Origin of the sequence: Streptomyces sp. NPDC048331, assembly GCF_043201215.1 — a bacterium.
Lineage (GTDB): Bacteria > Actinomycetota > Actinomycetes > Streptomycetales > Streptomycetaceae > Streptomyces.
Genome location: NZ_JBICYT010000012.1, coordinates 1 through 13,210 on the forward strand (window position 1 = coordinate 1; position 13,210 = coordinate 13,210).

Genomic DNA, 13,210 nt, shown 5'->3' on the forward strand with positions numbered 1-13,210 from the left:
GTTGAGTTCTCAAGGAACGGACGCTTCCTTCGTACTCACCCCCGCGACATCCGCTGGGGCTTTCCTCCGGGCTTTCGTTCTGTTCTTGCGTTTCCAACTCTACCAGATCATTTCCGCGCCGTTTCCGGCGGTGGATTTGAATTCGGTGACCGTTGGGGGTCTTTGCCTTTCGGCGTTCCACCACTTTAGCGCTTATCCCTTGCGGCTCATAATCGAGCCACTGGCCAGGAATTCGGGCGTGCCGAATAGGACCCCGCCAGGGGTAAGTCGTAGGTAGTGGGTTGGCCGCTCCGGAGGTCTGCTGACAGCAGTGCCCCGTTCAAGCGGCTCGGGCTACGTTAGGCGTCCGGAAGGGCCGAGTCAAGTTGAGCGGCGGCGTGGCGCGTGGGCGCGGTACGGGCTCACCGTCGGGTCATGGGTGACCCAGAAGCGGTACGGGTGGGCCGCGCCGGCTCCGCCCACTCCCGTGCGCGGGCCGCTGCCCACCAGGTCCGCCGAGGTGGGGGTACCCGTAAGGAGGGACAACGGGGAATCGGGTCCCGCGCAGAGGTCGGTGCCGTCGAGGGAGCGGTCCACGTCCAGGGCTGTGGCCAGGCGGGCCGGACCCTTGGCCAGTTCTCTCGGACTTCTGGCTGAAACTCGACGTTTGGTGGCCAGGTCGGCGCCGACCGTGACCTCCCCCGCGCGCAGCAGCACCCCACTGGCATGACCCGGGGGCCGCACACCAGGTTGAGGCTGAACCACATGCCGTAGATGAAGTAGACGTACGCGTGTCCGGGTGGACCGAACATGGAGGCGTTGCGGGCGGTGCGGCCGCGGTAGGCGTGTGAGCCGGGGTCGGTCTCCCCCTCGTAGGCCTCCACCTCCGTGATGCGCAGTTCGAGAGGGCCGTCCGTGGTGCGGCGGACGAGGGTGCGGCCCAGGAGGTCCGGGGCCACGGTGAGGACCGGGCGGTCGAAGAAGGACCTGGGCAGGGGCGTACGGTCAGGGCGCGCGCTCATCCGGTCGAGCGTAGTGGAACCCGTCCGCCTGGAACCGGGGCCTAAGGTTCCGCGTTGATACGGGGTAGTCGCGGCGTAGTCGCCAGATCCTTCAAGGGGAGTTAGAGCATGGGCTTCAAGAAGCTGTTCGCGAGCCTGGGCGCCGGTGGTGCTTCGGTCGACACGATCATCACCGAGCCGAACGTCGTACCGGGCGGAATCGTCCAGGGCGAGGTCCGGATCCAGGGTGGATCCGTGGAGCAGCAGATCGAGGGGCTGTCCGTCGGGCTGCAGGCGCGGGTCGAGGTCGAGGGCGGGGACCAGGAGTACAAGCAGGACATCGTCTTCACCAAGCAGCGTCTGGGTGGTGCCTTCAAGGTCCAGCCCGGCGCGCTGCACGTGGTGCCGTTCGGGCTGGAGATCCCCTGGGAGACGCCGATCACCCACTTCGGTGGTCAGCACCTGCACGGGATGAACATCGGGGTCAGCACCGAGCTGGAGATCGCTCGTGCGGTGGACGCGGGTGACCTCGACCCGATCAACGTGCACCCGGTGCCGGCGCAGCAGGCGATCCTCGACGCGTTCCGGCAGCTCGGCTTCACCTTCCGCAGCGCGGACATGGAGCGCGGGCACATCCGCGGGACGCGCCAGTCGCTGCCCTTCTACCAGGAGATCGAGTTCCTGCCGCCGTCGCAGTACCGCGGGCTGAACCAGGTCGAGCTCACCTTCATCTCCGACGGCCGGGAGATGGACGTCGTGCTGGAGATGGACAAGAAGCCCGGTCTGTTCACCGAGGGCAGCGACACCTACCGCTGCTTCCAGGTGGGGCTGCAGTCGTACCAGGAGACGGACTGGGCGGCATACCTGAACCAGTGGATCGCGAGCGTCGGTTCGCAGCGCAACTGGTTCTAGGCTCGGAACCGCGTCCGTCCGCGGGCGCGGTCCGATGTGTCGCTTCTCCGGAGGTTCAGCAGTGTCAGAGCAGAACAAGGCGCCCCTTCCGCACGACTTCCACCCCGAGGTCGCGTCCTTCGCGGTGACGAGCGAGGACGTCGCCCACGGAGCCGATCTGCACGCGGCCCAGGTCCTGACGGGGAAGAACGTCTCGCCGCAGCTGCGGTGGGAGGGGTTCCCCGAGGGCACGAAGAGCTTCGCGGTGACCTGCTTCGACCCGGACGCGCCCACGGGCAGCGGGTTCTGGCACTGGGTCCTCTTCGACCTGCCCGTCTCGGTGACGGAGCTGCCGACGGGGGCGGGCACCGGGGACTTCGCGGGGCTGCCGGAGGGTGCCGTGCACGCGCGGAACGACTACGGGACGAGGGACTTCGGCGGTGCGGCACCGCCGCGCGGGGAGCGGCACCGCTACGTGTTCACCGTGTACGCGGTGGACCAGGAGCACCTCGGCCCCGACGAGGACTCGTCGCCGGCCGTCGTCGGCTTCCATCTGCGGTTCCACGCCCTGGGGCGTGCGCAGCTCGTCGCCGAGTACGAAGCGCCTCCCGCGCGCTGATCGTTCCCCGAGCGTTTGCCCGGTCCTGGTCTAAAGAAGGCCAGGACCGGGCATTTTTATTGCGTTGTCCCGCGTGGCGCGCGCGGCCAGAGTGGTTCCGGGCCCTGCCGCCAGGGTGGTCGCGGGCCTGCACACGGGAGGTGGGCGAGATGCGGGACACGCTGGTGCTGAATGCGAGCTTCGAGCCGCTGTCGACAGTGACTCTGAATCGTGCTGTGGTTCTGGTGCTCCAGGACAAGGCCGTCGTCGAACAGTCGCACCCCGAGCTGCGTGTGCGCGCGGCCACCATGGATCTTCCGATGCCCCGGGTGATCCGGCTCTGCCGGTACGTCCGGGTGCCCTTCCGAAGACATGCTCCCTGGTCACGGAGGGGGGTGCTGGTCCGGGACCAGCACCGTTGCGCGTACTGCGGGAAGCGCGCGACGACCGTGGACCACGTACTGCCGCGGGCCCAGGGGGGTGGGGACACCTGGCTGAACACGGTGGCTTCCTGCGCCGAGGACAACCACCGCAAGGCGGCGCGGACTCCGGAGGAGGCGGGGATGCCTCTGCTCCGGAAGCCGTTCGTGCCGTCGCCGGCGGACGCGATGCTGCTGGCCCTGGGGGTGGCCGGGCGGGAGGCGCTCCCGGAGTGGCTGGAGCGTTCCGCCTAGGCGGATCCCCGTGTTGATGTAGCCGAATGGGCTGAGCGACGTAGTGCTTCTACGTCGCTCAGCTGACGAGCAGCTGGACGATGGCGATGATGCCGACCGTCACGATGACGACGCGCAGGACGGTCGGCGAGAGGCGGCGGCCGACCTTGGCGCCGATCTGGCCGCCGATCGTCGAGCCGACGGCGATGAGGACGACGGCGGTCCAGTCGAACTCGGCGACGAAGAGGAAGACGACGGCCGCGATGCCGTTCACCAGGGCGGCGATGACGTTCTTGACGGCGTTGACGCGTTGCAGGTCCTCACGGAGCAGCAGACCCATCAGGCCGAGGTAGAGCACGCCCTGGGCGGCTCCGAAGTAGCCGCCGTACGCGCTGGAGAGCAGCATGCCGCCGAGCAGGGCGGGCCCCCCGTCGGGGTGGCCGGTGTCGCCCCCGGCGGCTTCCTCGCGTCGGCGCAGCGCGGCGGCGAGCCGGGGCTGCAGGACGACGAGGGCCAGGGCCAGACCGATCAGGACGGGCACGATCGTGTCGAAGGACTCGGACGGCAGGGTGAGGAGCAGGATCGCGCCCGCGAGTCCGCCGACGAGGGAGACCGAGCCGAGCCGCAGGATGCGGGCGCGCTGACCCTGAAGCTCCTTGCGGTAGCCGATGGCCCCGCTGATCGACCCGGGCACCAGGCCGAGGGTGTTGGACACGTTGGCGGTCACCGGGGGCAGGCCGGTGGCGAGCAGCACCGGGAAGGTGATCAGGGTGCCGGAGCCGACGATGGTGTTGATCGTGCCCGCACCGATGCCGGCGGCGAGGACAGCGAGTGTTTCCCAGATGGACATGGACGGTGCCATCCCCTTTGCATGAGTGAGTCGCCTCCCCGCCATGAAGGTCGAGGGGCCTCACCGATCATGCAGGATGGGGTGGCCGGTCAGTCGATGGGGGGCTGTTCGCGGCGTTCCGCGGCGTCCTTGTCGCGGGCGGCCGGGATGCCGCCGCCGTCCTTGCCGGCGTTCTGCGGGTTGAAGCCCGAACCGCCGCCCATGGGGCCGAAGTTGCCCATGGCGCCGGAGAGGCCCTTGAGGGCGTCGCCGATCTCGCTGGGCACGATCCAGAGCTTGTTGGCGTCGCCTTCGGCGATCTTCGGGAGCATCTGGAGGTACTGGTAGGCGAGGAGCTTCTGGTCGGCGTCGCCGGCGTGGATGGACTCGAAGACCGTGCGGATGGCCTGGGCCTCACCCTCGGCGCGCAGTGCGGCGGCCTTGGCGTCACCCTCGGCGCGCAGGATGGAGGACTGCTTCTCACCCTCGGCGCGCAGGATCTCGGACTGTCGGACACCTTCGGCCTGGAGGATCGCGGCGCGCTTGTCGCGGTCGGCGCGCATCTGCTTCTCCATCGAGTCCTGGATGGAGGTCGGCGGCTCGATGGCCTTGAGCTCGACGCGGTTGACGCGGATGCCCCACTTGCCGGTGGCCTCGTCGAGGACGCCGCGCAGGGCCGCGTTGATCTCCTCGCGGGAGGTGAGGGTCCGCTCCAGGTCCATGCCGCCGATGATGTTGCGGAGCGTGGTGACGGTGAGCTGCTCGATGGCCTGGATGTAGCTGGCCACCTCGTAGGTCGCGGCCCGTGCGTCGGTCACCTGGTAGTAGATGACGGTGTCGATGTTGACGACCAGGTTGTCCTGGGTGATGACGGGCTGCGGCGGGAACGGGACGACCTGTTCGCGGAGGTCGATCCGGTTGCGGATCGAGTCGATGAACGGGACGACGATGTTGAGGCCCGCGTTGAGGGTGCGGGTGTAGCGGCCGAACCGCTCGACGATGGCGGCGCTGGCCTGCGGGATCACCTGGATCGTCTTGACCAGTGCGATGAAGACCAGAACCACCAGAATGATCAGGACGATGATGATCGGTTGCATGCGGTTCCCCGTGCCCTTCCGGCTGTCTGTGCTGCCCCGTTGATCGGAGTCTCGCAGACCTGGGGGCCGCGAGCAGGCTGGTTCTCACATCACGACGGCGGTCGCCCCGTCGATCTCCACCACGTCGACGGACTGTCCCGGTTCGAAGCTGGTGTCCGCGTCGAGGGTCCGCGCGGACCAGACCTCACCGGCGAGCTTGATGCGGCCGCCGCTGCCGTCGACCCGTTCCAGGACGACGGCGGATCTGCCCCGCAACGCGTCGATTCCGCTGCGGTGTTGGGGGCGCTGGGTGCGGTGCCGGTTGGCGATGGGCCGGACGACGGCGATGAGCGCGACCGACACGACGACGAAGACCAGGACCTGCGCCACCACTTCTCCGCCGAGGGCGGCCGTGACGGCGGCCGCGACCGCGCCCACGGCGAACATGCCGAACTCCGGCATGGCGGTCAGGACGAGGGGGATGCCCAGTCCGACCGCGCCGATGAGCCACCACACCCACGCGTCGATGTCCACATGGTCATGGTAGGTCGGGTGGGCGCGGTCGGGACAGAGTGCGGTAATCCGTAAGGGGGTTCAGCCGAGGGGAAGGCCCTGGGCGGTCCAGCGGTCGGTTCCGTTGCGCTCGACGACCAGCGGGAGGCCGAAGCAGAGGGAGAGGTTTCGGGAGGTCAGTTCGAGGTCGATCGGGCCCGCGGTGACCACCTTGCCCTGACGAATCATCAGGACGTGGGTGAAGCCGGGGGCGATCTCCTCGACGTGGTGCGTGACCATGACCATCGACGGGGCGAGCGGGTCGCGGGCCAGCCGGCCGAGACGGCGTACGAGGTCCTCGCGGCCGCCGAGGTCCAGACCGGCGGCGGGCTCGTCGAGGAGCAGCAGCTCGGGGTCGGTCATCAGGGCGCGGGCGATCAGCGTGCGCTTGCGCTCGCCCTCGGAGAGGGTGCCGAACTTCCGGTCGAGGTACTCGGTCATGCCGAGGCGGTCGAGGAAGGCGCGGGCGCGCTGCTCGTCGACGTCCTCGTACTCCTCCTGCCAGGTCGCCGTCATGCCGTACGCGGCGGTGAGCACGGTCTGCAGGACGGTCTGCCGCTTGGGCAGCTTGTCGGCCATCGCGATGCCGGCGACACCGATGCGGGGGCGCAGCTCGAAGACGTCGACCTTGCCGAGGGTGCTGCCGAGGATGGTGGCGGAGCCCTTGGTGGGGAAGAGGTAGCTGGAGGCGAGGTTCAGCAGAGTGGTCTTGCCGGCGCCGTTGGGGCCGAGGATCACCCAGCGCTCCCCCTCCTTCACCGACCAGGAGACCTGGTCCACCAGAGCCCGGCCCTCGCGGACCACGGATACGTCCACCAGCTCCAGAACATCGCTCATGAGCGTGTTGTCACCCCTTGCAGTCACGGTTTGCTGTGCGCGCCGGTAGACGCAGCCCCTATGGGAAAACCTACGCCACTCGGAGCGGGCTCCGGGTCCGGGGCCCGGTGCCGGGGCCGATCCGTAAAGTGGGGGGATGCTTTTCGAACCACGTTCAGGGCGCTTGGCCGCCTGGGGGAACGCATTGCTGGCCGGTCTGGTCTCGCCCGACGAGGCCGTGTTGTCGATCGTGGGCGAGGACGCCGTGCACCGGGTGGAGGGGCTGCCGGGCGAGACGGGCCCGGTCGGACTGACCCTGGCGCTCGGTCGGCTGCGCGCGCTGGGGGTGGTGGGGCTGCGGGTGGCGCTGCCCGCGCCGGGGCATCCGCTGGGGCTGAGCGGGCCGCCGGAGTTCAACGCGCGCGCCTTGGAGGCGGAGGAGGCGGTCGTCGCCGTGGGAGCGGCGCTGGGTCTGGTGCCGGAGGTGTCCGAGGCCGGGCCGGCCGGGGACGTGCACGTGTCGGTGACCTGGCACGTGCTGCCGGTACGGGAGGCCCCGCCGGCCGACGTGCCCTCGCTGGGCGAGGCGGAGCGGGAGCTGGCGGAGGCGCTGCGCGAGGCGACCGTGGTGCTGACCCGGCTGGACGTGGCGGGGTCCGGGCCGGTGGCCGACGCGGCGCTGTCGGCGTACCGGGCGCGGGCGGAGGCCGGGCGGGAGGCGCTGGCGCCGGGATACCCGGCGCGGGCCGTGCGGGTGCTGGCCCTGGCGCAGCGGGTGGACCTGATGGTGTCGCTGGCGTACGAGAGCGGGCACGGGGGTGCGGTGGCCGCCTCGGAGATGGCGGCACGGGCGGAGGCGCTGCGTCCGGTCGAGCGGGTCGCTCGGCGGGCGCTGGTGGCGGCGTACAACTCGGCCGTCGAGGCGCGCGAGCGGGGGTGACCTTCCTGGCCGGGGGCGGGCCGGGGGGCCGGGCCGGGGCGTGGGTGCGGCGCCGCTGCGCGGGCGGCCCCGGCTGCGCCGGGCTTCGTGGGGCTCCGCCCCACACCCCGCGCCTCAAACGCCGGCGAGGCTGGAATCGGCGCGCCACGACGCCGACGAGGGCGGGTGGGCGCGCCACGACGCCGGAGAGGGTGGGTGGGCGCGCCTCGGCGCCGTTGGGGCTGGGTGGGCGTGTCTCGGGTCAGTGCGGGGGTGCTTGTGTCGTGACGCCGGTCGGGCCGTCGCCCACCGGGACGGTGAACGTCCTGCCCGTTCCGGTGTCGATCACCGACAACGAGTCCGAGTCGAAGTTGCTGACGTGGACGCTACCGCCGTCCGGGCCGACGGCGAGGCCGTTGGGGCCGTTGCCCACGGCGACGGTTTCCGTGACGGTGCGGCTGCGGGTGCTCATCACCGAGACGTCGTCCGACCCACGGTCGGCGACGTAGACGCGGCAGCCGTCCGGCAGGACTCCGATGCCCGCGGGCTGGTCCCCGACCCGGATGCGGTCCGTCTCCCTGCGGGCCCGGGTGTCGACCACCGATACGTCGTCCGAGGTCAGGTTGGACACGTAGAGGTGATGACCGTCGGGGGTGAGGGCGAGGGCCGTGGGTCCGCCGCCGACGGGGATCGCGGCGGCGACCGTGCCGGTGTCGGTGCGGATCACCGAGACGCTGTCGGAGCCGGCGGAGGCGACGTACAGCGTGCGCGCGTCCGGTGTCACCGCGAGGCCCAGGGGCGCGTCGCCCACCGCGATGGTGTCCGTGACGGCCAGGGTGCGGGGGCTGATCACCGACACGGTGCCCGCCCCGACGTTGGCCACGTAGACGTTCCTGTTGTCCGGGGAGACCGTCACCCTGCTCGGTTCGTCCCCGACCGCGACGGTTTCGACGACCGTCCTCCTTCGGGTGTCGACCACGGACACGGTGTCCGCCCCGGAATCGGTCACATAGAGGCGGGTGCCGTCGGGGCTGAGGGCCACGCTGTCGGGCCCGTCCCCCACGGCAACGGTGCCCACGACCGTGCCGGTGCGGGGGTCGACGACCGAGACCGTGTCGGAGTTCAGGTTCGCCACGTAGACGAGGCCGGAGGCGGCGTGGGCGGGGCTCGCCGACGGCGCTGCCGCCTGCGCCCCGGGCGCGTCCGGCAGTCCCGTCAGGCCCACTGCCGCGGCGAGCGCGACGGCGGCGCATCGGCCGATGTACCGGTTCCTCGTCATGCGGGCAAAGCTAGGACCGCGGGCGGGGCCGCGGGGTGAGGCTCGCGCACGGGTGGGCGACGTCCCCCCGTCTGCCCCGTGACCACGTGCGGAGACACCGCAACGGCGCCGCTTCCTGGGGAGAGGGAGGAAGCGGCGCCGCGGGCGGGGTCAGGCCGTGCGGGGGGTCAGGCGTTGACGCCGGTGTTGCCGAAGGCGGGGTTCAGCAGGCCGATCACGTTGACGGTGTTGCCGACCACGTTCACGGGGATGTGCACGGGGACCTGGACCTGGTTCCCGGAGGCCACGCCGGGCGAGTTCAGGGCCTCGCCCTCCGCCGACGCACCGCCGTGCGCCGAGGAGACACCGGCGCCGGCGGCGAGGAGGCCGCCCGCGATCATGGTGACGGCTGCGGCCTTCTTGAAGTTCTTCACGTTCTCGTCCTCCAGTACGTCTGCCGCGACCAGCCGTCGCGGCACGCCTTGGAGAACGGCCGGCCCGCCATCGGGATACGCCATGTGGGCTACATACACCCGACCGTATGAATCTCAGTCCGGAACGAGACGGTCCGATTTCTCTCCGATCAGTCCGCGATTCCGTGCCTGACCGCCCACAATGCGGCCTGGGTCCGATCGGAAAGGTCCAACTTCATCAGGATGTTCGAGACATGGGTCTTGACCGTCTTCTCGGACAGGACCAGGGCGCGGGCGATCTCGCGGTTGGAGCGCCCGTCGGCGATCAGGCCCAGGACCTCGCGTTCGCGGTCGGTCAGCGAGCCGGGCCGGCCCGCCGGGGCGCCTTGGTCCTCCTGGGAGAGGAGCGCCAGGGCCACCTCCGGCTGGAGGAGCACGTGACCCGCGTGGACCGAGCGGATGGCCCCGGCCAGCGCGTCGGGATCGATGTCCTTGTAGACGTAGCCGGCCGCGCCCGCCCGCAGGGCGGGGACCACGGTCCGCTGCTCCGTGAAGCTGGTGACGATCAGCACCCGGGCCGGGTTCGCCAGCTCTCGCAGCCGGCGCAGCGCCTCGATGCCGTCGGTGCCCGGCATCTTGATGTCCATCAGGATCACGTCGGGCCCCAGCTCCTCGGCGCGGGCGATGCCCTCCTCGCCGTCGGAGGCCTCGCCGACCACCTCGATGTCCTCCTGGACCTCCAGGAAGGTGCGCAGGCCCCGCCGGACCACCTGGTGGTCGTCGACCAGCAGTACCCGAATGCCGCTGCCGCCGCGGCCGGTGCCGTCAGCCACCGGGGACCTCCATCTCGATCGTGGTGCCCCGACCGGGCTCCGAGTGCACGGTGAGCCGGCCGCCGACGCCGCTCGCGCGGTCGCGCATGGAGACCAGGCCCAGATGGCGGCCCGCCCGACGGACCGCCTGGGGGTCGAAGCCCTTGCCGCTGTCGAGGACCTTGAGGACCGCTCCCCCGGCGGCCGTCCGGGCCAGGGTCACCTCGACGCGGTCGCCGGCGGAATGGCGCAGGGCGTTGTGCAGGGCCTCCTGGGCGACACGGAGCAGCGCCTCCTCCTGGGTCGCGGGCAGGGCCCGTACGCCCTCGCAGGTGAAGGTGACGTGCGCGGTGTGGGCACGGTCGAGCACGTGGACGTGCGTCCGGAGGGTGGCGACCAGCCCGTCCTCGTCCAGGGCGGCCGGGCGCAGCTCGGTCACGGCGGCGCGCAGTTCGTCGGCGGCCTCCGCGGCCAGGGCGGCCACCTGCTGGAGTTCGTCCTTGGCCCGGGCCGGGTCGCGGTCGACGAGGGCGGCGGCGGCCTGGGCGGTGAGGCGGAGCGAGAAGAGCTTCTGGCTGACGGCGTCGTGCAGCTCGTGGGCGAGCCGGGAGCGTTCCTCGGCGATGGTGAGCTCGCGGCTGCGCTCGTAGAGATGGGCGTTGGTGAGCGCGATGGCCGCGTGCTGGGCGAGGAGGGAGAGGAGTTCCTGGTCCTCGTCGGTGAAGCCCCGGCGGCCGTCCGGGGACCCGCCGCGCTTGTTCGCGAGGAAGAGGGCGCCGAGGGTCTCCTCGCCGTCGCGCACGGGCATGCCGAGGAAGTCGGACATCTCCGGGTGGGCGGCCGGCCAGCCCTCGAAGCGCGGGTCCTGGCGTACGTCGGCCAGTCGCTCGGGGCCGCCCTCGTGGAGCATCGCGGCCAGGATGCCGTGCTGGCGGGGCAGGGGGCCGATGCGGCGCCACTGCTCGGGGCTGATGCCGTCGACGACGAACTGGGCGAAGCCGCCGTGGTCGTCCGGGACGCCCAGGGCCGCGTACTCGGCGTCCAGGAGTTCGCGGGCCGAGACGACGATCGTGCGCAGGACGTCGCGGACCTCCAGGCGGCGGCTCATGGCGAGCAGCGCGGTGCTCACGGCGGCCAGGCCGCTGGGGGGCCCGCCGTGCGGGGGGCTACCGGTCATGGGCTCACCGTACCCGGGGCCGTGACCTGCGGGATCGGGCCGTGGACGTAGGTCCAAGGGACCTACGGGGGTGGGGCTCGTGGCCGACGCGGTGGGGGGTGGGCCGTTCCTAGGTTGGGGGCATCTGCTGATCGGAACGGAAGGCGAGGGTGTTGTCATGTCGGTGGCGATCGTGACGGGGGCGTCCAGGGGGCTCGGCCGGGCACTGGCCGGGGAGCTGGCGGCGCGGGGCTGGGACCTGGTGCTGAGCGCACGGGGTGCGGCGGCGCTGGAGGAGACCGCGGCCGGGGTGGCGCGGTCGGCCGGGGGCCGGGTGGTGGCGGTGGCCGGGGACGTGTCCTCGGCGGCTCACCGGACGGCGCTGGTGGCGGCGGCGCGGGAGCTGGGCGGGCTGGACCTGCTGGTGAACAACGCGGGGGTGCTCGGGGCCGAGCCGCTGGTGCCGCTGGCCGAGCATGCGCTGGAGGGGCTGCGGGAGGCTTTCGAGGTCAATGTGGTGGGGGCGCTGGGGCTGGTCCAGGAGGGGCTGCCGCTGTTGCGGGCGGCGCGGGCCGGGGCGGTGTTGAACATCAGCTCGGACGCGGCGGTGGTGGCGTACGCGACGTGGGGGGCGTACGGGGCGACCAAGGCGGCGGGGGACCTGATGTCGGCCGTGCTGGCGGTGGAGGAGCCGGGGCTGCGGGTGTGGTGGGCCGATCCGGGGTCGATGCGGACGCGGATGATGGCCGCGGCCGAGCCGGGCGAGGACCTGACGGGCCTGCCGACGCCGGAGGAGGTGGCTCCGGCGCTGCTGCGGCTGGTGGAGCGGGAGCTGCCGAGCGGGCGCTACACGGCGCTGGAGTTGGCGGCGGAGGCGGGTCCGGGGCCGGGTCCGGGGGCGGCCGCGGAAACGGCTTCGGAGGCGGGCGCGGGGGCGGGCCTCGAGGCGGGCGCGGGGGCCGGACGGTGAGCGGCCGGCGGGCCCTGCGGGAGGAGGCCCTATATATAACGGACATACCGCCGCAATTGATGGCTCGAATTCCGGCCGAGCAGCGGGGGGCGGGGCTGGGGCGGGACGCCGTACGGCTCCTGGTGTCCCAGGGCCGCGAGCAGGTGTCGCTGCACGCCTTCCGGGAGCTGCCGGGGCTGCTGCGGGCCGGGGACGTCCTGGTGGTGAACACCTCGGCCACGCTGGCGGCCGCCGTGGACGCCCGGCTGGGCGGCGAGGACCTGGTGGTGCACTTCTCGACCCGCGGCGACAGGGGGCACCCACGGACGAAGTCCGGGGGAGGCCGCTGGGCGGTGGAGCTGCGCGACCCGGCCGGCGACGGGACGACCCGGCAGCGCGCCGGGGGGCCGCCGGGGGCGGTGCTGGAGCTGCCGGGCGGGTACCGCCTGACCCTGGAGGAGCCCTTGGTGGCGGGCGCGGACCGGCTGTGGTGGGCGCGACCCTCGGCGCCCCCCTCGGCACGACCTTCGGCAGGCCCCTCCCCCGCCACGGACGGGGTGCCGGCACTGCTGCGGGCGTACGGGCGGCCGATCCGGTACGCGTACACGGAGCGGGACCAGCCGCTCTCGGCCTATCAGACGGTGTTCGCGGTGCCGGCGACCGACGGGTCGGGCTCTGCGGAGATGCCGAGCGCGGGCCGGCCGTTCACGGCGGAGCTGGTGGCGCGGCTGGTGAGCCGGGGGGTGCAGTTCGCCCCGCTGGTCCTGCACACGGGCGTGGCTTCGCAGGAGTCGCACGAGCCGCCGTACCCGGAGCGGTACGAGGTGTCCGCCACGACGGCGGGGCTGGTGAACGCGGCGCGGGCCGCCGGCGGGCGGGTCATCGCGGTGGGGACCACGGCGGTACGTGCCCTGGAGTCGGCGGCGGACGCGCGGGGGCGGGTGCGCCCGATGGCCGGCTGGACCGATCTGGTGGTGACCCCCGAGCGCGGGGTACGGGTGGTGGACGGGCTGCTGACCGGGCTGCACGAGCCCGAGGCGTCCCATCTGCTGATGCTGGAGGCGGTCGCGGGGCGGGCCGCGGTACAGCTCGGGTATGCCGAGGCACGGGCCCGACTCTGCCTTTGGCACGAGTTCGGGGACGTGCATCTGCTACTCAAGGATGAGAACCGTGACCATATGCATTGCGGCAGCAACGCACGGTAAAACCACCACATGTCCGATGTGACCCCGCACATAGGACCCACATCACTTACGAAGCCGCCTAGTGGAGGGATAAAGACCCTGTCAGTGCTGCCCCACCTAGCGC

15 protein-coding genes and 1 pseudogene are annotated in these 13,210 nt (G+C 71.8%); 7 read left to right on the top strand and 9 right to left on the bottom strand.

Annotated elements, in window-relative coordinates:
• Nucleotides 1-189: hypothetical protein (locus tag ACGFYY_RS18745; RefSeq protein WP_393710651.1), on the top strand; the 189-nt coding region annotated here is incomplete at its 5' end.
• A gap of 171 nt (nucleotides 190-360) precedes the next feature.
• Here ACGFYY_RS18745 and ACGFYY_RS18750 read toward each other — a convergent pair.
• Nucleotides 361-1,001, bottom strand: a pseudogene (locus ACGFYY_RS18750) (DNA-3-methyladenine glycosylase).
• Nucleotides 1,002-1,109: 108 nt separating this feature from the next.
• Between ACGFYY_RS18750 and ACGFYY_RS18755 the strand changes: the two are divergent.
• The 3 genes from ACGFYY_RS18755 (at nucleotide 1,110) to ACGFYY_RS18765 (ending at nucleotide 3,143) form a co-directional block, all read left to right on the top strand.
• Nucleotides 1,110-1,892 carry a sporulation protein gene (locus tag ACGFYY_RS18755; RefSeq protein WP_365272384.1) on the top strand — a complete coding sequence of 261 codons (783 nt, stop codon included), beginning with the start codon at nucleotides 1,110-1,112 and terminating at the stop codon, nucleotides 1,890-1,892.
• Nucleotides 1,893-1,953: 61 nt separating this feature from the next.
• Nucleotides 1,954-2,490 (top strand): YbhB/YbcL family Raf kinase inhibitor-like protein, encoded by a 537-nt coding sequence (locus ACGFYY_RS18760; RefSeq protein WP_393710653.1) that lies wholly within the window; start codon nucleotides 1,954-1,956, stop codon nucleotides 2,488-2,490.
• 149 nt (nucleotides 2,491-2,639) lie between these two features.
• Nucleotides 2,640-3,143 carry an HNH endonuclease gene (locus ACGFYY_RS18765; RefSeq protein ID WP_030773127.1) on the top strand — a complete coding sequence of 168 codons (504 nt, stop codon included), beginning with the start codon at nucleotides 2,640-2,642 and terminating at the stop codon, nucleotides 3,141-3,143.
• A gap of 58 nt (nucleotides 3,144-3,201) precedes the next feature.
• Here the strand turns inward: ACGFYY_RS18765 and ACGFYY_RS18770 are convergent, their stop codons facing one another.
• The 4 genes from ACGFYY_RS18770 to ACGFYY_RS18785 all read right to left on the bottom strand — a co-directional run bounded on the left by ACGFYY_RS18770 (nucleotide 3,202) and on the right by ACGFYY_RS18785 (nucleotide 6,416).
• Nucleotides 3,202-3,972: a sulfite exporter TauE/SafE family protein gene (locus ACGFYY_RS18770; RefSeq protein ID WP_393710656.1), complete on the bottom strand. Its 771-nt coding sequence runs from the start codon at nucleotides 3,970-3,972 to the stop codon at nucleotides 3,202-3,204.
• 89 nt (nucleotides 3,973-4,061) lie between these two features.
• Entirely contained in the window at nucleotides 4,062-5,048 is a 987-nt protein-coding gene (locus ACGFYY_RS18775; RefSeq protein ID WP_033220549.1) for an SPFH domain-containing protein, read from the bottom strand.
• 84 nt (nucleotides 5,049-5,132) lie between these two features.
• Nucleotides 5,133-5,561, bottom strand: coding sequence for an NfeD family protein (locus ACGFYY_RS18780; RefSeq protein ID WP_365272393.1), 429 nt, complete (start codon nucleotides 5,559-5,561; stop codon nucleotides 5,133-5,135).
• Nucleotides 5,562-5,621: 60 nt separating this feature from the next.
• Nucleotides 5,622-6,416, bottom strand: a complete 795-nt coding sequence (locus ACGFYY_RS18785) for an ABC transporter ATP-binding protein (protein WP_030720092.1) — start codon at nucleotides 6,414-6,416, stop codon at nucleotides 5,622-5,624.
• 136 nt (nucleotides 6,417-6,552) lie between these two features.
• On the opposite strand from ACGFYY_RS18785, the gene ACGFYY_RS18790 reads away from it, so the two are divergent.
• Nucleotides 6,553-7,335: a hypothetical protein gene (locus tag ACGFYY_RS18790; RefSeq protein WP_393710659.1), complete on the top strand. Its 783-nt coding sequence runs from the start codon at nucleotides 6,553-6,555 to the stop codon at nucleotides 7,333-7,335.
• 241 nt (nucleotides 7,336-7,576) lie between these two features.
• On the opposite strand, the gene ACGFYY_RS18795 is transcribed toward ACGFYY_RS18790, so the two are convergent.
• From ACGFYY_RS18795 to ACGFYY_RS18810, 4 genes are all read right to left on the bottom strand, one after another.
• The gene (locus tag ACGFYY_RS18795; protein WP_393710661.1) at nucleotides 7,577-8,593 is read right to left on the bottom strand and encodes a beta-propeller fold lactonase family protein; all 1,017 of its coding nucleotides are present in this window, start codon (nucleotides 8,591-8,593) and stop codon (nucleotides 7,577-7,579) included.
• Between the two features lie 167 nt (nucleotides 8,594-8,760).
• Nucleotides 8,761-9,006, bottom strand: coding sequence for a chaplin (locus tag ACGFYY_RS18800; protein ID WP_109782337.1), 246 nt, complete (start codon nucleotides 9,004-9,006; stop codon nucleotides 8,761-8,763).
• A 149-nt stretch (nucleotides 9,007-9,155) separates the two neighbouring features.
• Entirely contained in the window at nucleotides 9,156-9,818 is a 663-nt protein-coding gene (locus ACGFYY_RS18805; protein ID WP_365272402.1) for a response regulator transcription factor, read from the bottom strand.
• Complete coding sequence (locus ACGFYY_RS18810; RefSeq protein ID WP_365272405.1) at nucleotides 9,811-10,974, bottom strand: GAF domain-containing sensor histidine kinase; 1,164 nt, start codon at nucleotides 10,972-10,974, stop codon at nucleotides 9,811-9,813. Before ACGFYY_RS18810 ends, ACGFYY_RS18805 begins: the two co-directional genes overlap by 8 nt.
• A 157-nt stretch (nucleotides 10,975-11,131) precedes the next feature.
• Here ACGFYY_RS18810 and ACGFYY_RS18815 point away from each other — a divergent pair, with 157 nt between their 5' ends.
• Nucleotides 11,132-11,923, top strand: a complete 792-nt coding sequence (locus ACGFYY_RS18815) for an SDR family NAD(P)-dependent oxidoreductase (RefSeq protein ID WP_393710664.1) — start codon at nucleotides 11,132-11,134, stop codon at nucleotides 11,921-11,923.
• 59 nt (nucleotides 11,924-11,982) lie between these two features.
• Nucleotides 11,983-13,107, top strand: a complete 1,125-nt coding sequence (locus ACGFYY_RS18820; protein ID WP_393710666.1) for an S-adenosylmethionine:tRNA ribosyltransferase-isomerase — start codon at nucleotides 11,983-11,985, stop codon at nucleotides 13,105-13,107.
• The last annotated feature ends 103 nt before the right edge of the window (nucleotides 13,108-13,210 follow it).